Source organism: Arthrobacter sp. CAN_C5, from assembly GCF_017875735.1.
In the GTDB taxonomy this organism is placed as follows: domain Bacteria; phylum Actinomycetota; class Actinomycetes; order Actinomycetales; family Micrococcaceae; genus Arthrobacter_D.
The window spans coordinates 333,984-353,764 of the sequence record NZ_JAGGMZ010000001.1 but is presented as its reverse complement, the minus strand read 5'-3'; the positions used below and the strand labels follow the sequence as shown (position 1 = coordinate 353,764).

General features: G+C 65.2%; 18 protein-coding genes and 1 pseudogene. 13 read left to right on the top strand and 6 right to left on the bottom strand.

What is annotated here, in order from left to right:
• The first annotated feature begins 96 nt into the window (after positions 1-96).
• The 8 genes from H4V95_RS01750 (at position 97) to xdhC (ending at position 9,097) form a co-directional block, all read left to right on the top strand.
• Positions 97-1,380: a DUF6986 family protein gene (locus H4V95_RS01750; protein WP_209728459.1), complete on the top strand. Its 1,284-nt coding sequence runs from the start codon at positions 97-99 to the stop codon at positions 1,378-1,380.
• Positions 1,373-2,188 carry a bifunctional allantoicase/(S)-ureidoglycine aminohydrolase gene (locus H4V95_RS01745; RefSeq protein WP_209728457.1) on the top strand — a complete coding sequence of 272 codons (816 nt, stop codon included), beginning with the start codon at positions 1,373-1,375 and terminating at the stop codon, positions 2,186-2,188. The genes H4V95_RS01750 and H4V95_RS01745 overlap by 8 nt, the downstream gene beginning before the upstream one ends.
• Before the next feature lie 177 nt (positions 2,189-2,365).
• On the top strand, positions 2,366-2,860 hold the full coding sequence (gene uraD, locus H4V95_RS01740) for a 2-oxo-4-hydroxy-4-carboxy-5-ureidoimidazoline decarboxylase (RefSeq protein WP_209728455.1): 495 nt from the start codon (positions 2,366-2,368) through the stop codon (positions 2,858-2,860).
• Entirely contained in the window at positions 2,857-3,195 is a 339-nt protein-coding gene (gene uraH, locus H4V95_RS01735) for a hydroxyisourate hydrolase (protein WP_209728453.1), read from the top strand. Before uraD ends, uraH begins: the two co-directional genes overlap by 4 nt.
• A 2-nt stretch (positions 3,196-3,197) precedes the next feature.
• Positions 3,198-4,145, top strand: coding sequence for a factor-independent urate hydroxylase (pucL, locus tag H4V95_RS01730; RefSeq protein WP_209728451.1), 948 nt, complete (start codon positions 3,198-3,200; stop codon positions 4,143-4,145).
• Positions 4,146-4,256: 111 nt separating this feature from the next.
• Positions 4,257-5,813 (top strand): xanthine dehydrogenase small subunit, encoded by a 1,557-nt coding sequence (locus H4V95_RS01725; RefSeq protein WP_209728450.1) that lies wholly within the window; start codon positions 4,257-4,259, stop codon positions 5,811-5,813.
• Positions 5,810-8,236: a xanthine dehydrogenase molybdopterin binding subunit gene (gene xdhB, locus H4V95_RS01720; protein WP_209728448.1), complete on the top strand. Its 2,427-nt coding sequence runs from the start codon at positions 5,810-5,812 to the stop codon at positions 8,234-8,236. The genes H4V95_RS01725 and xdhB overlap by 4 nt, the downstream gene beginning before the upstream one ends.
• A gap of 33 nt (positions 8,237-8,269) precedes the next feature.
• Positions 8,270-9,097, top strand: coding sequence for a xanthine dehydrogenase accessory protein XdhC (gene xdhC, locus H4V95_RS01715; protein WP_209728447.1), 828 nt, complete (start codon positions 8,270-8,272; stop codon positions 9,095-9,097).
• On the opposite strand, the gene H4V95_RS01710 is transcribed toward xdhC, so the two are convergent.
• Positions 9,094-9,642, bottom strand: coding sequence for a thioesterase family protein (locus tag H4V95_RS01710; protein ID WP_196867892.1), 549 nt, complete (start codon positions 9,640-9,642; stop codon positions 9,094-9,096). The two genes, xdhC and H4V95_RS01710, sit on opposite strands and share 4 nt — an antisense overlap.
• 103 nt (positions 9,643-9,745) lie before the next feature.
• Here H4V95_RS01710 and H4V95_RS01705 point away from each other — a divergent pair, with 103 nt between their 5' ends.
• Entirely contained in the window at positions 9,746-10,486 is a 741-nt protein-coding gene (locus H4V95_RS01705; protein WP_209728445.1) for a maleylpyruvate isomerase family mycothiol-dependent enzyme, read from the top strand.
• Between the two features lie 77 nt (positions 10,487-10,563).
• On the opposite strand, the gene H4V95_RS01700 is transcribed toward H4V95_RS01705, so the two are convergent.
• Positions 10,564-11,520, bottom strand: coding sequence for a ribose-phosphate pyrophosphokinase (locus H4V95_RS01700; protein WP_209731240.1), 957 nt, complete (start codon positions 11,518-11,520; stop codon positions 10,564-10,566).
• 166 nt (positions 11,521-11,686) lie between these two features.
• Here H4V95_RS01700 and H4V95_RS01695 point away from each other — a divergent pair, with 166 nt between their 5' ends.
• Positions 11,687-13,075, top strand: coding sequence for a short-chain fatty acid transporter (locus H4V95_RS01695; RefSeq protein WP_209728442.1), 1,389 nt, complete (start codon positions 11,687-11,689; stop codon positions 13,073-13,075).
• Positions 13,076-13,084: 9 nt separating this feature from the next.
• Here the strand turns inward: H4V95_RS01695 and H4V95_RS01690 are convergent, their stop codons facing one another.
• The 3 genes from H4V95_RS01690 to H4V95_RS01680 all read right to left on the bottom strand — a co-directional run bounded on the left by H4V95_RS01690 (position 13,085) and on the right by H4V95_RS01680 (position 15,924).
• Positions 13,085-13,915, bottom strand: a complete 831-nt coding sequence (locus H4V95_RS01690; RefSeq protein WP_209728441.1) for an SGNH/GDSL hydrolase family protein — start codon at positions 13,913-13,915, stop codon at positions 13,085-13,087.
• Positions 13,916-13,963: 48 nt separating this feature from the next.
• On the bottom strand, positions 13,964-15,097 hold the full coding sequence (locus tag H4V95_RS01685; protein WP_209728439.1) for a glycosyltransferase family 1 protein: 1,134 nt from the start codon (positions 15,095-15,097) through the stop codon (positions 13,964-13,966).
• 161 nt (positions 15,098-15,258) lie between these two features.
• The gene (locus H4V95_RS01680; protein WP_245345533.1) at positions 15,259-15,924 is read right to left on the bottom strand and encodes a pyridoxal 5'-phosphate synthase; all 666 of its coding nucleotides are present in this window, start codon (positions 15,922-15,924) and stop codon (positions 15,259-15,261) included.
• A gap of 40 nt (positions 15,925-15,964) precedes the next feature.
• On the opposite strand from H4V95_RS01680, the gene H4V95_RS01675 reads away from it, so the two are divergent.
• A complete protein-coding gene (locus tag H4V95_RS01675) occupies positions 15,965-16,744 on the top strand; it encodes a phosphatase PAP2 family protein (RefSeq protein ID WP_209728437.1) in 780 nt (259 codons plus the stop codon).
• Between the two features lie 84 nt (positions 16,745-16,828).
• Here the strand turns inward: H4V95_RS01675 and H4V95_RS01670 are convergent.
• Positions 16,829-18,225, bottom strand: a protein-coding gene (locus tag H4V95_RS01670; protein WP_209728238.1) for an IS3 family transposase whose coding sequence is annotated in 2 segments (ribosomal slippage) — positions 16,829-17,874 and positions 17,874-18,225 — 1,398 coding nt in all. Because the reading frame shifts where the segments join, the coding sequence is not laid out codon by codon here.
• Positions 18,226-18,362: 137 nt separating this feature from the next.
• Between H4V95_RS01670 and H4V95_RS18870 the strand changes: the two are divergent.
• Positions 18,363-18,923: pseudogene (locus tag H4V95_RS18870) on the top strand (RHS repeat-associated core domain-containing protein); the annotation flags it as partial.
• Between the two features lie 27 nt (positions 18,924-18,950).
• Positions 18,951-19,724 (top strand): tetratricopeptide repeat protein, encoded by a 774-nt coding sequence (locus H4V95_RS01660; protein ID WP_209728435.1) that lies wholly within the window; start codon positions 18,951-18,953, stop codon positions 19,722-19,724.
• The last annotated feature ends 57 nt before the right edge of the window (positions 19,725-19,781 follow it).

Here is a 19,781-nt window from a genome sequence, read left to right as displayed (position 1 = left end):
CCACTCAGTAGGCAGTGGTATCCATCAGGCGAAATCGTCGCGAGGAGATCCGGTGAATAATTCCCTCAGCTTCCCTGCCGGGACGTGGGTGAGCCGATGACCGAGCCCACGCTGAGCGCTGCCGACTACAAGGCAATCGACACCGTCCTGCAGTCCACCGACCGGCTGCTGTCCGAAAACTACCCGGGGGATGACGGCACCCGCCAGCCCGTCCACACGGTCTACGTGCCAGCCGACCGGTTCACCGGAACCCTGGTTGCGGAGTGGGGTGCTGGGGCGCTCGCTGCCCTTCGCGCGCAGGGCGGCATGGAGGCGCTGTCCGCCACGATGGGCCTGCCGGCTCCCCTGATCGACCAGATCAGCGCGCGGGTCACCGCCAAGCTCCACAGCGAACCGATCGAAGACCTCCGGCTGGATTTCGAGGACGGGTACGGGCTGCGTGCTGATGCGGAGGAAGACGGCGATACGCTGCGGGTCGCCGACCTGGTGGCTGCCGCCGTCAAGGATGGGACCAGCCCGCCGTTCATTGGCATCAGGTTCAAGAGTCTTGAGGAATCCACCCGGGCCAGAGGACTGAGGACCCTCGACCTCTTTGCCGCCCGGCTGATGGAACGCGGCGGCCTGCCCGAGGGGTTGATTCTCACCCTGCCCAAGGTCAGCACCGCGGCCCAGGTCGAGGGGATGGTCTACGCCTGTGAGAAGCTCGAGCACTTCCACGCCCTCCCGGCGGGCCGGCTGCGGTTTGAAGTGCAAGTGGAGACCCCGCAGCTGATCCTCGCCGCAGACGGGACAGTGCCCGTCGCGAAACTGTTGCAGGTGGGCAACGGGCGTGTATCGGCGCTGCACTATGGCACCTACGACTACAGCGCATCGCTGGAGATCGCCGCGGCTTACCAGGCCATGGATCATCCCGCGGCCGATTTCGCCAAGCAGGTCATGCAGGTGGCCGTCGCGGGCACCGGCGTGCGGTTATCCGACGGCTCGACGAACATCCTGCCGCTGGGCTCGGACGAAAATGTCCTCAGTGCCTGGAAACTGCATTCGGCCCTGGTGCAACGATCCCTGGAACGCGGGTACTACCAGGGCTGGGACCTGCACCCGGCCCAGCTTCCCAGCCGTTTCGCCGCGACCTACCTGTTTTACCGGCGTGGGTTCGGTGCTGCCGCCGCACGCCTGCGGAACTACGCACACCGGCTGGAAAGCACGGTGCTCGATGAACCTGCCACCGCGCGTGCCCTTGCCCGTTTTCTGCAGCGGGGGCTTCTCTGCGGTGCCGTTGATCCGCAGGAAATCGACGCTGCAGTCAGTCTTTCAGCGCACCAACTCGCAGCGCTGGCCCAGTCCGGGTTGATGCCCACCGCCAAGGAGAATAATGACTGATCCCACCTACTACGCTCCGCAGACCGGGCTGCCCCCACAGTCGGCGTTGCTTACGGACCGCGCCATCGTGACCGAGGCGTACACCGTCATCCCCCGGGGAGTCCTGCGGGACATTGTCACCAGTGTCCTCCCCGAATGGACGGGCACCCGTGCGTGGATCCTCAACCGTCCGGTGGCCGGCGGCGCGACGACGTTCGCCCAGTACCTGATGGAGGTCGCCCCTGGTGGCGGTTCGGGTGCACCCGAACCCCAGCGGGAGGTCGAGTCGTTTGTCTTCCTCCTCGCCGGGGAGCTCGCCGTCACCATTGACGGCGTGGTGCACTCGCTGACGCCCGGAGGGTTCGCCTACCTGCCCGCCGGGTCTCACTGGCAGGCGGAGAACCGTGGCGCTGACCTGGCGAAGTTCCAGTGGATCAGGAAGCGCTATGAGCCCCTGGCCGGTCACACGGCCCGGGCCGTCGTCGGCAATGAGCGCGACGTCGAACCGGGTGCAATGCCGGACACCGACAACAAGTGGCGCACCACCCGCATGCTCGATGTCCAGGACCTCGCGTACGACATGCACATCAACGTGGTCACGTTCGAGCCGGGTGCGTCCATTCCCTTCGCGGAAACGCACGTCATGGAGCACGGACTGTACGTGCTGGAGGGCAAGGCGGTGTACCGGCTGAACGGGGACTGGGTGGAGGTTCAGGAAGGTGACTACATGTCCCTGCGGGCCTTCTGCCCGCAGGCTTGCTATGCCGGCGGGCCCACCAACTTCCGCTATCTGCTGTACAAGGATGTCAACCGTCAGATTATCCTCTGACCTACCAGCGCGACCCGGCGAAGGATGTTGCCAGCGAATGCTTGACACATCCGGCGTGACAGGGATTACACTTTCGTGAAATAGGTATTCCGCACTGCAGAAACATCGAATCAAGTCGATTCGTCGATGGTCAAGGGTGTTCAGCGCTGCAGTGGACAACGACGAAGGCTGACACCCATGCGCCTGAGCGACTTCAATTCGGCCCCTTCCACAGCTGCTGCCGCCTTCCTTGGTCCGTGTGCGGATGTGCCCCGCTGGATCACCGCCATCGTCGAGGCCCGCCCTTATGCCACGCGTGCCGACCTTCTGGCCCATGCCGCCGACGCGGCACCCGCCTGGACCGAAGCGGAGCTGGACCGGGCGCTGCAGCACCATCCACGGATCGGGGAACGCGCCCAGGGCGCCTCCGCGGAAAATGAGCTGTCCCGCCGCGAGCAGTCCGGCGTCGACAATTCAGCCGACACAGCGGAACAGTTGGTCGCCGGCAACCGGGAGTACGAAGCGAAGTTTGGCCGGGTATTCCTGATCCGTGCTGCCGGCCGCAACGCCGAGGAAATCCTGACCCACCTGCAATCCCGGCTGAACCATACGCCCGAGAACGAGTTGCCGGTGGTTGCCGAGCAGCTCAGGGAAATCGCCCTCATCCGCCTGGAAGGCCTTGTCACATCATGACCCCGAGCCATATCACCACCCACGTCCTTGACACCGGCACCGGCCGTCCCGCGGAGGGCATCACCGCGCAGTTGTCTGCACAATCCCCCGCCGGATGGGAACCGGTGGCGGCGGGAACCACCGATGCCGACGGCCGGATCCGGTCTTTGGGCCCGGAACAGGTGGACCCCGGAATCTACCGGATCACCTTCGCCACCGGCGAATACTTCGGCAGTACCGGCACCGGGACCTTCTTCCCTGAGGTGACCCTGACCTTCAGCGTCACCTCAACCGAGCACTACCACGTACCGCTACTCCTGAGCCCATTCGCCTATTCAACGTATCGAGGGAGCTAACCATGACTGCAACGAGCCACCAGGACACCGTTCACACCCCCGGTGCTGATTCCGCTGACACCGGACGCATCGTCCTGGGGCGCAACCAGTACGGGAAAGCCGAGGTACGTCTGGTCCGGATCACCCGGGACACCGACCGCCACACCATCGAGGACCTCAACGTCACCTCTCAGCTGCACGGCGATTTCGAGGCCGCCTACACCGACGGCGACAATTCGCAGGTGGTCGCGACCGACACCCAGAAAAACACGGTGTACGCATTCGCGAAGGAAGGCGTCGGCTCACCCGAAGCCTTCCTCCTGCGTCTCGGCGCCCACTTCACCACAAGTTTTGACTGGGTAACCGGCGGGCGGTGGTCAGCGGAGCAGTACCGGTGGGACCGGATCAACGACCACAACCACGCCTTTTCCCGCAACACCTCAGAAACCAGGACCGCCCTCCTGCTGGTCGAGGGCAGGCATCAGCACATCGTCGCCGGAATCCAGGGCCTGACAGTCCTGAAGTCCACCGGATCCGAATTCCACGGTTTCCCCCGTGACCGCTACACCACCCTGCCCGAAACGACTGACCGCATCCTCGCCACGGACGTCACCGCCAGGTGGAGGTACACCCCCGGAGACACCGCCGGCATAGATTTCGACGCCGCCTACGACAGTGTGCGCGGGATCCTCCTGGACACGTTCGCCCAGACGCACTCGCTGGCCCTGCAACAGACCATGTTCCAGATGGGCAAGAAGGTCCTTGAGGCGCACCCGGAAATCCAGGAAGTCAGGATGTCCCTGCCGAACAAGCACCACTTCCTGGTGGATCTGGCGCCGTTCGGACTGGAGAATCCGAACGAGGTCTTCTTCGCCGCCGACCGTCCCTATGGCCTGATCGAGGCGACGGTTGAGCGCGAAGGCGCAGCCAGCGAATCAGCCGTCTGGGCCGACACCCCCGGATTCTGCTAGACCCGGCATGTTCGACGACGGCGACCACTACGATGGCGGCAAGCTCATGATGGGCCACCCACCGGGCAGAACGATTCATGAGGTACATCAGGGGAAATGGTGAGGAACGGGATGGAACGGATAGAAGTTACGGTCAATGGTCAGGTTCGGTCGTGCGACGGCGTCAGCCCGCACACCAATCTGCTCGACTGGCTGCGGGACGGTGGTTTGACCGGTTCCAAGGAAGGCTGCGCGGAGGGCGAATGCGGTGCCTGCGCGGTAATGGTTGCCCGCCCGGACGGCCCCGACGGCAGCCGCTGGACCTCGGTCAACGCGTGCCTGCCCCCTGCGCTGGCCTTCGACGGCCAGGAAATTGTGACGGCCGAGGGACTCGGCAGCGCGCCCGGAGCCCGCGCCGCGAGACAAATGCACCCGGTCCAGCAGGAAATGGCGGAACGGGGAGGATCCCAGTGCGGCTACTGCACCCCCGGCTTTGTCTGCTCCATGGCGGCGGAGTACTACCGCCCCGAACGCACCGTCAGCACCGCCGGTGAGTCCGGTGGAGCTGTTGACCCGGTTGCAGAGGGACAGGCCCCGCAGGAGACGTCCGACACCGGAACCTCCGCCGTCGGCGAGGAACACACCACCGACCACGAGACGGGCCCCAACGGGTTCGACCTGCACGCGCTGAGCGGAAACCTTTGCCGCTGCACCGGCTACCGGCCCATCCGTGACGCAGCTTTTGCGCTCAGCACCCCCGACCAATCAGATCCACTGCTGCTCCGCCAGGACAGCCCGGCGCCGGCGGCCCGTCCCACCCACAGCGCCGTCGACGGTGCAGAATTCGTGCGGCCACACACCATGGCTGACCTGTTCCAGCTCCTCGCGAGGGATCCCGAAGCCAAGCTGGTGTCCGGCAGCACCGATCTGGGCGTGGAGATCAACCTGCGGCACTCCCGGCCCGCGCTCGTGCTGGCCATCGACCGGCTTGAGCCCCTACGCGCCCTCACCGTCGGCGCCGACAGCATCGAAATCGGCGCAGCCCTCACCCTCTCCGAGGTGGAGCGTGGGCTGAACGGGCGGGTCCCCCTCCTGGACCAGCTGTTTCCACGGTTCGCGTCCCGGCTCATCCGCAACGCGGCGACCTTCGGCGGCAACCTGGCGACAGGTTCCCCCATCGGCGATTCGGCGCCGGTACTGCTGGCGCTGGACGCCGTCGTCGTCCTGGCGTCGGCGGACGGCGACCGGGAGGTGCCGCTGAGCGAGTACTACACCGGATACCGGCAGAGCGTCAGGGAGGCCGGTGAGCTGGTGCGCGCGGTGCAGATCCCGCTCCCTCTCGCCGAACAGAGCGCCTTCTACAAGATTTCCAAGCGCCGCTTCGACGACATTTCAAGCGTTGCCATCGGCTTCGCCGCCCATCTGGATGATGGCGTCGTATCCTCGATCCGGATTGGGGTCGGCGGAATCGCGGCCACGCCGATTCGCGCCCGCCGGACCGAGGAAGCGCTGCAGGGTCACCCGTGGACCCAGTCAAGCGTCGCTGCCGCCGCCGCCATTCTGGCCACCGAGGGGACCCCGATCGACGATCTGCGGGCCAGTGCCCGCTACCGTTCCGCCATGCTCGAGCAGTCACTGCTCAGGTTCTTCGCGCGGACGCAGGACGCCACGCCGGAGGTGGCCCGGTGAGGTCCCTCGCGAACCGCCCCGTCGATCCTGTGGTGGGCCAGTCCGTCTCCCATGAAAGTGCTGACCTCCACGTCACGGGGGAGGCGCTCTACACCGATGACCTCGTGGTCCGCAGCGCGAACGTGTTGCACGCCTGGCCCGTCCAGGCGCCGCACGCCCACGCCCTGGTCGAGTCGCTGACCACCGACGTGGCGCTCACGGTGCCGGGGGTGGTCCGGGTCCTGACGGCGGAGGACGTGCCCGGAATCAACGACGCGGGCATCAAGCACGACGAACCGCTCTTTCCCACCGAGGTCATGTTCTATGGCCACGCGGTGTGCTGGGTGTTGGGGGAAACCCTTGAGGCAGCCCGCCTCGGAGCCGCGGCCGTGCAGGTCCAGTACCGGCTGCTGCCGTCCCTCCTGACCCTGACCGAAGCCATCGGGGCCGAGAGTTTCCAGGGCAACCAGCCGACGCTGAGCAGGGGCGAGGCGGATGCCGCACTGGCCGCCTCCGCGCACCGGTTCAGTGGTGACATCGAGTTCGGCGGCCAGGAACACTTCTATCTGGAGACCCATGCTTCCTTCGTGTACGTCGACGAGGGCGGGCAGGTTTTTGTTCACTGCAGCACCCAGCATCCCTCCGAGACGCAGGAAATCGTCGCCCACGTGCTCGGTATGCCAAGCCACGAGGTGACGGTGCAGTGCCTGCGGATGGGCGGCGGGTTCGGCGGGAAGGAAATGCAGCCCCACGGTTTCGCGGCCATTGCCGCGCTGGGCGCCACCCTGACCGGCCGCCCGGTGAGGCTGCGGCTCAACCGGACCCAGGACATCACCCTTTCCGGCAAGCGGCACCCGTTCCACGCCCGCTGGGAGGCCGGATTCGATGAGGAGGGACGGATCCAGGCGCTCAAAGCCACGCTGACCAGCGACGGCGGGTGGAGCCTTGACCTGTCGGAGCCAGTCCTCGCCCGGGCGCTATGCCACATCGACAATTCCTACTGGATCCCCAACGTGGAGGTTCATGGCCGGGTGGCCAGGACCAACAAGACCTCTCAGACCGCGTTCCGCGGATTCGGCGGCCCCCAGGGCATGTTCGTCATCGAGGACATCCTGGGACGCTGCGCGCCGCTCCTCGGCGTCGAGCCCGGTGAGCTTCGGAAGCGGAACCTGTACGTTCCGGGGCAGACCACCCCCTATGGCCAGCCGGTCCGGCACGCCGAACGGCTGCAGGCCATCTGGCAGCAACTCCACGACAGCGCCGACGTGGTCCGGCGGCAGGAGAAAATCAGGGAATTCAACGCCAGCCACCCGCACCTCCGGCGTGCCCTGGCCGTCACACCCGTCAAATTCGGCATCTCCTTCAACCTCACCGCGTTCAACCAGGCCGGCGCGCTGGTCCACGTCTACAAGGACGGGTCAATCCTCATCAACCACGGTGGCACCGAGATGGGGCAGGGGCTGCACACGAAGATGCGCCAGGTGGCGGCGACGGCACTCGGCGTGCCGCTGGCACTGGTGCGGCTGGCGCCCACCCGCACCGACAAGGTCCCCAATACGTCGGCAACCGCCGCCAGTTCGGGCGCTGACCTGAACGGCGGGGCGGTGAAGAACGCCTGTGAGCAGATCCGTGACCGTCTCGCCGAGGTGGCCGCGCGGAAACTGAACATCCACCCCGACGACGTCCGCTTCGTGAAGGGCGTGGTCACCGGCATCGGTTTCACCGACCGGGAGATCAGTTTCGCGGACCTGGCCCGCGACGCGTACTTCCAACGCGTTTCCCTCTCCGCCGCCGGGTACTACCGGACCGAGGGTCTGCACTGGGACATCTCGCGCATGCAGGGCGAACCGTTCAAGTACTTCAGCTACGGGGCGGCGGCCTCCGAGGTTGAGGTCGACGGGTTCACCGGGGCCTACCGCCAGTTGCGCACCGACATTGTGCACGACGTAGGCGACAGCCTGTCACCGCTCATCGACGTGGGACAGATCGAGGGTGGTTTTGTGCAGGGTGCCGGCTGGCTGACCCTCGAGGATCTGCGCTGGGATGTGTCCGACGGGCCGGATCGGGGTCGGCTGGCCACCCAATCGGCGAGCACCTACAAGCTGCCCAGCTTCTCCGAAATGCCCGAGGAGTTCAACGTGCACCTCTTCGAGCGGGCCACCGAGGATGGGGTGGTCTACGGGTCGAAGGCGGTCGGCGAACCACCGCTGATGCTCGCCTTCAGCGTCCGGGAGGCGCTCCGCCTCGCGGCAGCCGCGTTTGGGCCGGGCGGTCGGGAGGCCCAACTGGCCAGCCCGGCTACTCCGGAGGCGGTCTTCTGGGCGCTCACGCAGGCCCGGGACGCGCAGGCAGCGCGCGACGGCGGAACCACCGGCGCGCAGGATGATCGACCGTTCCTGCCAATCCCCGAGCCAGCGCACCAGGGTGGAATCCAGGGTGACTGACTGGGACGGATCGGCTGAGCTACATTGACTGACATGGACTGGTTGGAAGCGCTGCAGCGTCTCCGCTCGACGGATCAGCCCGGAGTGCTCGCCACGGTTACCGGGGTACGCGGCCACGCGCCACGGGAGGCCGGTGCGAAAATGCTGGTGGGGGCAAGCGAATCGTGGGACAGCATCGGCGGCGGCAATCTGGAGGCCACCGTGATCGACCGTGCCCGTGCCATGCTCGACGGCGGCGCCACCACCCCCGAGAGCCTCACCTTCACGCTCAATGAGCGCGCTGTCACCCAGCACGGGAAGCAGTGCTGCGGCGGCGTCGTCGAGGTCCTCCTCGAACCGTTCCTGCCCCGGCCCACCGTGGCGGTGTTTGGTGTGGGTCACGTGGGCCATGAGCTGGCGCGCATTCTGTCCCGGCTGCCCGTCCACCTGTACCTGGTGGATAGCCGGGCGGACCAGGTCAGCCCCGACCGGCTCGCCGACGTACTCGGCGGGGTCGCGGACGTCCACCCCGTGCATAGTCCCGTGCCGGATTCGGTGCTGGGGACCCTGCCCGCCGGGGCCCATGTGCTCATCATGACCCATGACCACGCCGAGGACTTCCTGCTGTGCGACGCGGCCCTGCACCGCAGCGACCTGGGCTCGGTCGGTCTGATCGGGTCCAGCGCCAAATGGTCACGTTTCCGGGCGCGACTGCAGACCGAGGGCCATCCGGGCGAGACGATCGAGCGCATCAGCTGCCCCATCGGACTACCGGACATCGCTGGCAAAGCGCCTGCCGTGATCGCGATCAGCGTCGCGGCCCGGCTGCTGCAGCTCCTTCCAACTGCCGCCCCCAGCGGGGCGACGGCGGGCAGACGCTAGCGGACCCAACTGTGGGGTGCGGGACGGCGGGTGCTGGGGAGGGAGTTGTTGAGCCGCCACTCGTGAATCCACTCGGGGAGCACCAGATCCGCTGGCGGCTCGCCGAAGGCGGCGAAGATGTCCTCGTTGCTGACCGGACCGCTCCTGGAGACCAGGCGGGTGGCGATGACTGCCTTCGCGTAGATCTCGCCGGCGCTGACCATGCGCTGCTCAAAGTAGATGGCCCGCTCGTCGAACCCGACGATCCGGGTCTCGATCGTATAGCGTTGCCCCAGTGTCAGGGATTTGCGGAAGCTGATGGTTTCGCCGTTGGCCACCGGGCTCCAGCCCCGTCGGCGCATCTGGGACCAGGTGCCGCTGCGGATCATCAGATCGAAGCGGCCCAGATCCATCAGCGAGAAATACATGCCGTTGTTGACATGCATCGCAATGTCGATATCGGTGGGCAGCACCCGCAAGGGCAACGACGACTCTCCCCAGATGCTGAGGCGCGGGCGGCGCCGGGAGATGAACAGGGTCAGCAGGGTCCGAAGCAGAAGATGCATACCCCTACATTACCGGCCAGTAACATGCCTCGAGCCTGCCCGGCGTGAGCGGCAGGGTCACCGCCTCCGGGGCTGAGGACCGCGGGGTATCTAGACTCGGGTAATGACCGCACCGTACCCGTATGCCCTGTCCTTCGATCGATACCGCGCGCTGTTGGACCGTGATCATGCCCGGATGGTCGAGGTGGCGGCCGCCGCGCTCACCGCGCAGGTGCCGGCCTGCCCCGGCTGGTCCGGCGAGGATCTGATCCGGCACACCGCGATGGTCTACCTGCACAAGGCCGAGTCCATCAGAACCGCTGCCAAGCCAGCCGGCACCTGGCCACCCGCAGAGCTTGCCCAGCTGGAGCCGGTTCACGCGCTGCGACAGTGCTACGCCCGCCTGATGGACCAGTTCGATAGCCACTCACCGGGCGATCCGGCGTTCACCTGGGTCAAGGACGATCAGAGTGTTGGCTTCTGGATCCGCCGGCTGGCCCACGAGACCTCCATCCACCGTTACGACCTCGAATCGGCGCTGGGTACCGCGTCACCGATCGACCCGGACCTCGCCGTCGACGGGATCGATGAGGTGCTCACCGTCATGCTGGTGCGCAGCAAGCCCGACGACGGCGCCACCGGCTCGACGGTCACCCTTCGGACTGCTGGGCTCGCCTGGACGGTGACGATCAACCCCGCGGTGGTAACACTGGAGCGGCTGGTCAGCGATCGGGCAGACGCCCAAATCAGTGGAAAACCAACGGAGTTGCTGCTCTGGCTCTGGGGTCGGGGACCGCTTCCCGAGGGCGCCCCACCCAGCGACGCAGCAGCCGAGCTGCGCCGCCGGCTGGCGACGGCCACCTAGCCTCCGCACGCCGGAACCATCCCCGGCCAGGACCGCCAGACGACCCTTCGGGAGGACCGGCGGCCAGACGCTGGCTTCTAGACGTTGATGCCCTCCCCCTGGAAGAGCTCGCTCACCGACTCGCCGGTGTGAATCCGACGGATCGCCTCGGCGAAGGCATTAGCCACCGAAATCACCTTCAGCTTCGGATGGGACTTGTCAGCCCCGATCGGGACCGTGTCGGTGCAGAGGACCTCGATGACGTCGTCGCGCTCGGCGATGCGTTCCACCGCCCCGTTGGAGAAAATACCGTGGGTGCACACCACCCGCGCCTTCCGCGCGCCCATCTTGGCCAGGTGGTCCAGCAGTTCCAGGACGGTACTCCCGTTGGCGATCTCGTCGTCGAGCACCACGATGTCCTTGTCCCGCACATCGCCGATGATCGACGTGATCTGCACCCTGTCGTTCTCGAACCGTTCCTTCGCCCCCGCCGCGACGGGGGTGCCCAGGAGGCGGGAGAACGCCGTCGCGGCCTTGGCGTTACCCAGGTCCGGCGACACCACGATGGTGTTGCTCAGGTCCAGGTCCTGGAAGTGCGCGGCCAGTTCGCGCAGGGCGTGCAACTGATCGACGGGCACCCCGAAAAAGGCCTGCACCTGCGGGGCGTGCAGGGTCATGGTGAGCACCCGCGAAGCACCCGCCGTGGTCAGCAGGTCCGCCACCAGCTTGCCGCCGATCGAGATGCGCGGGGCGTCCTTCTTGTCGGAGCGGGCGTAGGAGTAGTGGGGCATCACCGCGGTAATGCGCCCGGCGGAGGCACCGCGGGCCGCATCGATCATCATCAGCAGCTCCATCAGGTTTTCCTGCACCGGTTTGACCAGCGGCTGGACAATGAACACGTCCCGTTCCCGGCAGTTCTCCAGCAGCTGCACCTCCAGGCAGTCGTTGGCGAAACGCTGCAACCGGGAGGGGAGCAACGGCACGCCCAGGTGCCCGCAGATCTCCGCCGCGAATCCCCCGCTTGCTTGTCCACTGAAAACGGCAATCTCTTTGATCAACGACTTACCTCTCACGGCAGGTGGTGGGGATCGTGCTGTGCACACCATTGTCGTACACATTGGCCCGCTGCGGTTCCCGGTGTTGCGCGGTGAAGTAACGTTGATGCCGGATCGGGGCCCCCACCGAACCGACAACGACGTCACTTCACAGGAGAACACCACCATGGCACCCTCTGGTCCCCCCTCAAAACAGCAGACATCAGCAGTGTCGGCGGCCATGCGTCCGATCAACTCGGTGGTTGAACGCTTCCTGCCCAGCGCCCTGGTGTTCGCGGTGGTCCTCAGCCTGGTGGTTGCTCTCGCCGCCCTGGTCTTCACCGACGCCGGCCCCGTGGACGTCCTCACCGGATGGGGCGACGGGTTGGCCGGGCTGCTCGCCTTCATGACCCAGATGGCGCTGATCCTGCTGCTGGGGCACGCACTCGCCCATACGGGCCCGGTCCGGAAACTCCTGGCCCGCCTCGGCGGGATCCCCCGAAGCCCACTGCAGGCGTACGTCTTCGTGTTTGTGGTTGCTGCCGCCGCGTCTCTGATCACCTGGGGGCTCGGCCTCGTCGTCGGTGGTCTGCTCGCGAAGGAGGTCGCCGCGCAGGCCCGCGAGCGCGGAATGGCCTTGCACTTCCCGATGCTCGTCGCCGCCGGTTTCTCCGGCTTCGTGGTGTGGCACATGGGGTACTCGGGATCCGGCCCGCTGACCGCCGCCACCGAAGGCTCCTTCATCGCCGAGCAGCTGGGGCGCACCATTCCCATCACCGAGACCACCTTCTCCTGGTGGAACATCACCGCCGCCATTGCCACGATCATCCTGGTGGCCGCCGCGCTGGCGCTCGTCTCACCGCGTGCCGGGGATCAGATCACCGAACTGGAGGTCGACGCCCGCCGGTCCGACGATGTGAAGCTCGACGACGAGGTTGTCACCCCCGCCGACCGCATCGACGCCAGCCGGATCCTCACCACCGTGGTGGGCGTGGCGCTGGTCGCCTACCTGGTGGTCCACTACGTGCAGGGCGGCACCGCCACTCTGGACATCGTCAACTGGACCTTCCTCGCCCTGCTGTTCCTGCTGGTCCGCAGCCCGTTCGAGCTCATCGCCCTCACCAAGAACGCCGCCTCCAACGTCGGTGAGATCCTGCTCCAGTTCCCCCTGTACGCGGGGATCATGGGGATAATGACGACGACGGGGCTCATCAACCTGGTTTCCGACGCGATTGTGAGTATCGCCAGCCCGACGACGTTTGGCTTGTTCGCGCTCCTGTCCGCCGGTCTCGTTAACTTCTTCGTGCCCTCCGGTGGTGGCCAGTTCGCGGTCCAGGCACCGATCATGCTCGACGCCGCTGAACGCCTGGGCGTGGACCCGGCGATCGCGATCATGGCGGTGTCCTACGGTGACCAGTGGACCAACATGATCCAGCCGTTCTGGGCGTTGCCGCTGCTGGCCATCGCCGGGTTGAAGATGCGGGACATCCTCGGATACACGATGGTGACCCTGATCGTCTCGGGTGCGGTGTTCGCGGCGATCCTGCTGATCGTCGGGGCCGGGCTGGTGGGCTAGCCCGGACGGTTACCTTACCGGCGCCGTCGACGGCAGACCCTCATCCCTGACCAGCCGGCGGAGGCCACCCTTCGGCGGCACCACCACCGGGTTCGGCCACCGCGGCGGGAGGTTGTCACCCAGGGTGACCCGCCGGATCTTGCGGCCCGCCAACGGGAGCACCCAGTCGTGGATCCACCGCCGTTGCTCGCGCTCCCATTCCCTGAACGTCTTCGGGACTGGCGGGTCCCAGTCCGTCAGCTTCACCGAGTGCGGAACTGCCAAGAGGTCCAGCACCTGCGAGGCCATATACCTGTGGCCGGCCTTGGACATGTGCAGCCGGTCCGGACCCCACATCCGCCGGTCCTGGTAGGCGCTGAAGGACCAGTAGTCCACCAGGTCCGCGCCATAGGCGTCAGCGATCCGCCGGACGCCGTCGTTATAAAGCTGGTGCCGCTTCCGAAGAAGCCGGAGGGCGGGTGTCACGTCGACGTCGTACCCGGTGAAAAGCAGCAGCCGGGCTCCGGTGGCGGCCAGGGGTGCCACCAGCTCCTCGTAGTCGGCCAGGATTTGCGGCACGGAGGTCCCCGCGTCGAGGATGTCGTTGCCCCCGGCATAGAGCGTGATCAGGGTGGGGTGCAGGTCCACGGCCCGCTCCAGCTGTTCGGCGGCGATGTGGCGCAGTCGTTTGCTGCGCACGGCCAGGTTCGCGTACTCCCAGCCCGGCTGGTCCTTGGCCAGCTTCTCGGCGACCCGATCGGCCCAGCCGCGGACCCCATTGGGCAGGTGCTTGTTCGGGTCACCGACCCCCTCGGTGAAGGAATCACCCAGGGCGACGTACCGTAGCGTGGGCCCGCTCATGTAGGGCCAGCGGCCCCGCGGTGAGGGGCAACGGCGGGTGCTTCTAGCTCAGAGGCGCAGCAGTGCATGTTCAAGCAGGACCTCCTCGTAGTGCTGAATGAGCAGTTCGCAAAGCACCGGCCAGGTGCGGCCCTGCACGCCCTCGAAGGCGGCTTCGGCGAAGGCGAGACGCTTGGCGTCGTCGCCGATCAGGTCCACCACCTGGCGGCGCAACTGGTCCAGGTCGCCCGGCCGGTAAAGCCACCCGGTGCGGGAGACGTCCACCAGATCCACTGGTCCGCCCTTACCGGTGGCCACCACCGGTACGCCTGAGGCCATTGCCTCCTGGATGGTCTGGCAGAACGTTTCCAGCTCACCGGGATGCACGAAGAGGTCCAGGCTGGCCACCGCCGTCGCCAACTCTCCGCCACCCAGGAAACCGGTAAAGACGGCGTTAGGGAGCGTCTCTTCGAGGGTGCTCCGCAAAGGACCATCACCGATGATCACCAGTCGGGTGTTCTCGATGTCAGCGAGGACCCTCAGGTCCTCGACCTGTTTTTCCGCCGCGAGCCGGCCCACGTAGCCGATCAGCCGTTCTCCGCCCGGGGCAAGCCGTGTCCGGAGTTCCTCGTCGCGCCGGCCGGGATGGAACCGGCCCGTATCGACGCCCCGGCGCCACAACTGAACCCGGGGGATGCCGTGGCCTTGCAGTTGGTTCACGGCAGCGGTGGAGGGTGCAAGGGTGCGGGCGGCGCCCTCGTGGATGTTCTGAACCCGCTGCCACGCCCAGTTGGTCAGGAACGGTACACCGTACCGTGCCGCATACCCGGGAACATCAGTCTGGTAGACCGCGACCACCGGGATCCCGAGTTGCTCAGCGGCCCGGGTGGCACGCCATCCCAGCTCGAACGGTGACGCCAGATGAATGATGTCGGGTGCAAAGTCGGCGAGAATGTTCCGCACCCTGGCGACCCCTCCCAGGGCGACCCGGACAGTGCCGTAGCCCGCCAGGGGAACCGCTGGCAGCCGGTGGACGCGCACCGTTCGGCCGCCGATTGGCTCCTCGGTGGCACCCGCGCCTGAGGGGGCAATCACCAGCACCTCGTCGCCGCGGGCGGCGAAGTGCTCGAGCATCTTTTGGACGGAGTGGGTGACCCCGTTGACGGCGGGCAGGAATGTCTCGGCAACAATCACGATCCTCACGCCACAACGGTGGCAGTCCCGGGTGGTGAGCCGGTGACGGCCAGATGACCGGCGGTGGAAGCGTCAGTGAACAGCGGGAGATTGTGTCTTCGCCAGCCCGTTGCCGTGTCCGGGTCCGTGCCGGGCCGAATCCTCACCGGGCATGGCCCGGCGCGGTTAGCCTAGGGCCAGAGCAGGGTGCGGGACCAGCCAGCACCGTCCCGGGCATACCGGAGCCGCAGGTGGCGTCGTTCCGGGTCGGCCTGCCAGAACTCGACGCTGTCCGGGGACACCGTGTACACGGTCCAGGTGGTCGATCCGGGTGTCGGACCGTCCCCTTCCAGTCGTTGCACCTGGGTTGCGACGGCGTCGTCCAGTTCGTCCCGGGAGCGCAGGACGCTGCTCTGCTCGCCGGCGAGCACCAACGCCCGGGCTACGGGATGGCGGCGGCGGAAGTCGGCGTCGTTCTCCTCCGTGCCCGCCGGGCGAACAGAGCCCCGGATACGGATCTGCCGGCCCACCGTCGGCCAGAACAGGGTCAACGCCGCAGCCGGTGCGCCTTCCAGTTGCCGGCCCTTGGGACTGTCGCTGCTGGTAGCAAAGGAGAAACCGTTGTCGTCGACGTCCTTCAGGATCACCACCCGGGCGTCCGGGATGCCGTCCCGGTCCACGGTGCCGAGCGTGAGAGCGTGCGGCGCTGCCACGCCGTCCTCGACTGCCGCGGCCAGCCACTCAAGGAACAGGTCGGTCGGCGAACCCGGTGCAGCGGACGGGTCAAAGGCGGGCAGGGAGTCGGGGAACGCGGGGACCCCGCGGAGGAGGTCACGCATCGATTGGTGTTCACTCATGACACCAGCCTAGGCCCCGCTGTCGCGCTAAAGTCGAGAAATGACACCCGAGAAGGACAGTTTCACCGGCGGCAAGGATTACACCCGCTGGACCACGCCCGTGGGGCGCTTCCTGGTCCGGTGGGTCCGCGTCCTGGCCGGCTGGATCGGGCCGCACTGGGCGATGTTGCTGATCCTGGTGGTCGGTGGCGGGCTCGCGGTTTCGCTCGCCGTCGCATCAGCCGAAGTGTATGAGGCGGTTGCCGAGACGGACGGCATAGCCATCATTGATCAGCCAGCCCTGGATGCGTCGGTGCAACTGCGCAATCCGGCATTGGTGGCCCTGGCCACCGGGTTCACGTTCCTGGGCGGACCGATTGCGATGCCGATCCTCACCGCCGCAGCCATTGCCGCGCTCTGCTTCCGGCGACGGTCGGTCACCCCGCTGATCCTCGTGGCAGTCGCTGCCGCCGGTTCCCTCCTGATGACTGTCCTGGGAAAGAACGCGATTGGACGGTTACGTCCGCCCCTTGAGTTCGCTGTTCCCCCGTACGAATCGTCGCCGTCCTTCCCCAGCGGGCACACGCTGAACGCAATGGTGATCACCGGGATCATCGCCTACCTGCTGGTCCTGAGCGAACACCGCAAGCGAACCCGGGCCCTCATCGTTGCTGCCGCGCTGCTGTTCACCTTCCTGATGGCCGCCACCCGGGTCTATCTGGGCCACCACTGGGTGACCGACGTGGTGGTCGCTGCGACCCTGGGACTCGGGTGGCTGGCAGTGGTTATTACTACGCACCGGTTGTGGCTCACTTTGTCCGACAGGCATAGCGACAGGTAGAGCCAGAGTCGCTCCCGCTAGGGTGGTGAACCGCTGATTCATCAGTAGGGCGGAAGTTGTCAAGGTGAATGGGGCCAGTGGGAGTTAGGCGGCTGCTTCTGTCTGGGTTTCCTGGGATGGTTTGTTGATCCATGCCGCGCCGGGGACGGTGAGTATTTTTGGGTCCGTTTCGGTGCTGAATCGTTCGGGATTCTTCTGCCGTGCGGCGGCCAAAGTGATGGAGCGTTCGGTGGCCTTCGTCGCGGCAAGACCGTAGTGGACGTCTGCCGGGGTGTTTAGTCCGATTCCGGTATGGCGGTGGCTGTGGTTGTATCCTTCGACAAAAGTCGCCATGAAGGCCCTCGCATCGGCCAGGGAGCCGAATCGTTCAGGGAACACGGGAGCGAATTTCAAGGTCTTGAACCACGCCTCGCTGTAGGGGTTGTCATTGGATACGCGGGGCCTGGAGTGTGACCTGGTGACTTCCAGATCGGAGAGCAGTACAGCTACGGTCTTGGACGTCATAGAAGTCCCGCGGTCCGCGTGCACGATTTCCGGGATGCCGTGGATACCGAAGATTTCCTTCATCATCTCCACCGCCAACTCCCCGGATTCGTGGGCATGGACGTATGCGCCCACGATGTAGCGGGAGTAAATATCGAGCATCACGTAGGCATCGAAGTACTTACCCCTGACCGGGCCGGCAAGCTTGGTAATGTCCCAGCTGTAGACCTGCCCGGGGCCAGCCGCTGTCAATTCCGGAACGGTCCTGGGCGGATGGCGTGCCTGCCGGCGGCGCTCTTTGACCTGCTTATTCTCAGTCAATATCCGGTAGATCGTTGAGATTGAGCACAGGTAGGTCCCCTCGTCCAGCAGCTGCGCGTAGATCTGGACCGGGGCTAGATCCACGAAGCGGGCAGAGTTCACGGCAGCGAGGATACCGGCGCGTTCGTCCGGGTCGAGCTTGTTTGCCGGGACAGACACGGGCATCGGCCCGGCCTGCGGGATCCGCGGGCTGCGGGTTGCGGTCGCCCGCGGTATCCCGGCCAAGACCGCCGCTTCCCGCGTGGGGATATGCGCACCTGTGAGTTCGGCATAAACCCCCATCAGGGTTTCCTGTACCACTGCTGCTGCTCCTCGCTTTCGGAGATTTCCTCCAAAAGCTGCCGTGCTTTTCCCATGATGTCCAACGCTGCCCGAGTCCGTGCCAGCGTGCGTTCATTCACCTCCAGTTGCCGGCGTAGACGGGCGATTTCGGCCTGCTCAGCGGTAAGCTTGCCGATCTTCTCCCCGGGCTTCCTACCCTCGAGCACACCTGCATCACGGAGTTTGCGCCACTCAGTGATCTGGGAGGAATAGATGCCCTCACGACGAAGGTACGCCCCGCCTCCGGAGCCATCGTCACAGGCCTGTTGGTAAGCGGCCAGATGGGCTAGTTTCTGCGCCGGGGTAAACGACCTTCGAGGCCTTGGACCGCCGGCACGAGGGCCAGAATTACTCATGGACCCATCTTCCCGCACCCGGGAAATTGTGGAGATAGACATTGGTTCTGATCCTGATTCTCGCCCTACGAATTAGACGGACTTGCTATGAGCCACTGGCCTCAACTCACCCTGACACGTAGGGATATGGCAATCAAACCGGGACCACCCCTAACACCGGCAACACCACCTACAGCTGGCATGGAGCAGCACAACGCGCCCTCGATACATCAGGTCTCATTCTCATGGGAGCCCGCCTTTACAACACCTCCACGGGGCTCTTCACCAGCCGAGATCCGATACCCGGTGGCAACACTACAAGCTACACATATCCACAAGACCCCATCAATAAAAAGGACACCACGGGCGAATGGTGGGTCCTTGTCTTCTTGCCCGTCATCGTCCTGGTGCTGGTCTGGGTCGTTGTGTCTTACTACTGGTGGTACTTCTGGCGCCCTATCTACAGCCCACGCTGGCAATGGCGGCAAATTTGGCGACCATCATGGGTATGGCAGGTCCCCTGGGGGGTATGGTTTTCGAAGCCAAAACGTACGGGCGCCAAAAATGCCGATCGAGACGGGCACGGCGCCAACTCTGGAAGTAACGCGGGTGCACGGAAAAACACGCACGATAAGCACTCCAAAGCTCAGGGGCACGGCGGGAAGAAGAAATGGGTTAACCCCAATCAACCCAAGAATTCAAAGCGGAAGGCCACGTAGGTTTTTAGAGTCGAAAGGAATTAGTTCATGGGTGACATGCAACCTCAACTGGCAATATTCCGCTCATCACTGGAGTTGATTCTCTCAGGTGATCCAGCAGGTTTGTTCAACGCTGCCAATGACCTGCAACAAATTTCCAAGTCCGAAGCAATCGAAATCCTGTACCTGCTTGCGATCGAGCACAGAGAGGAGGAAGCACTACTCAACTACGGATATTTTCTCTGTGAGAGAGGACGCCCTGACGAGGGGATCGTTTATTTCGAGAAAGCTTATGCTTCCGGTGATCCAAAGGCAGCTTTTGCCCTTGGCCAAGAGCAACTCGAGATGGGTAACCCCCTAGAGGCGATCAAGTGGTTACGCATTGCGGGTGAACATCCATATGTTCCGCTCCGGCTGGCGATCGCTTACCGAGCAGTTGGGGACGAAATGTCAGCGGTAGAGGTGCTGCGTGCTGGTAGCGAGCAGAGCGCGGAAGCAGCAGTAGAACTCATCCAGACGACAGACCAGCTCGATACCGACAGCTCTATCCGCCTCTTAGAAAAGCACCTTGAAAATGGAGATGTTGACGTTCTACTTCCGCTCGCAGACCTATACTCGAAGGTCGGCCGACATGCCGACGGCATTGAGCTCCTTCGCCGCAGCGTTGCGGCAGGTGAACCCCATGCGCTTCATAATTTGGGGGTGGCTCTTTGGGAAGACGGACAGACAAGCGAAGGTAAAGCCACTCTCAAGAAAGCTGCTCAGAAAGGGGATCGTTTAGCAGTAGAAAAGCTGCATCAGATACGACGCAACAAACCATGATTATCTTGGAATGTCTAAGACAAAATAGGTCGACCCAGTTGCTAATCTGCAGGTGCC

Excerpts from the sequence above, each read along its gene's own strand:
- H4V95_RS01710 (WP_196867892.1), bottom strand. The coding sequence starts at position 9,642 with ATGCATCTTCTGCTTCGGACCCTGCTGACCCTGTTCATCTCCCGGCGC.
- H4V95_RS01745 (WP_209728457.1), top strand. The coding sequence starts at position 1,373 with ATGACTGATCCCACCTACTACGCTCCGCAGACCGGGCTGCCCCCACAG.
- H4V95_RS01680 (WP_245345533.1), bottom strand. The coding sequence starts at position 15,924 with ATGAGTGAACACCAATCGATGCGTGACCTCCTCCGCGGGGTCCCCGCG.
- pucL (WP_209728451.1), top strand. The coding sequence starts at position 3,198 with ATGACTGCAACGAGCCACCAGGACACCGTTCACACCCCCGGTGCTGAT.
- H4V95_RS01725 (WP_209728450.1), top strand. The coding sequence starts at position 4,257 with ATGGAACGGATAGAAGTTACGGTCAATGGTCAGGTTCGGTCGTGCGAC.
- H4V95_RS01690 (WP_209728441.1), bottom strand. The coding sequence starts at position 13,915 with ATGAGCGGGCCCACGCTACGGTACGTCGCCCTGGGTGATTCCTTCACC.
- uraH (WP_209728453.1), top strand. The coding sequence starts at position 2,857 with ATGACCCCGAGCCATATCACCACCCACGTCCTTGACACCGGCACCGGC.
- uraD (WP_209728455.1), top strand. The coding sequence starts at position 2,366 with ATGCGCCTGAGCGACTTCAATTCGGCCCCTTCCACAGCTGCTGCCGCC.
- H4V95_RS01695 (WP_209728442.1), top strand. The coding sequence starts at position 11,687 with ATGGCACCCTCTGGTCCCCCCTCAAAACAGCAGACATCAGCAGTGTCG.
- xdhC (WP_209728447.1), top strand. The coding sequence starts at position 8,270 with ATGGACTGGTTGGAAGCGCTGCAGCGTCTCCGCTCGACGGATCAGCCC.
- H4V95_RS01675 (WP_209728437.1), top strand. The coding sequence starts at position 15,965 with ATGACACCCGAGAAGGACAGTTTCACCGGCGGCAAGGATTACACCCGC.
- H4V95_RS01660 (WP_209728435.1), top strand. The coding sequence starts at position 18,951 with ATGGGTGACATGCAACCTCAACTGGCAATATTCCGCTCATCACTGGAG.
- H4V95_RS01750 (WP_209728459.1), top strand. The coding sequence starts at position 97 with ATGACCGAGCCCACGCTGAGCGCTGCCGACTACAAGGCAATCGACACC.
- H4V95_RS01705 (WP_209728445.1), top strand. The coding sequence starts at position 9,746 with ATGACCGCACCGTACCCGTATGCCCTGTCCTTCGATCGATACCGCGCG.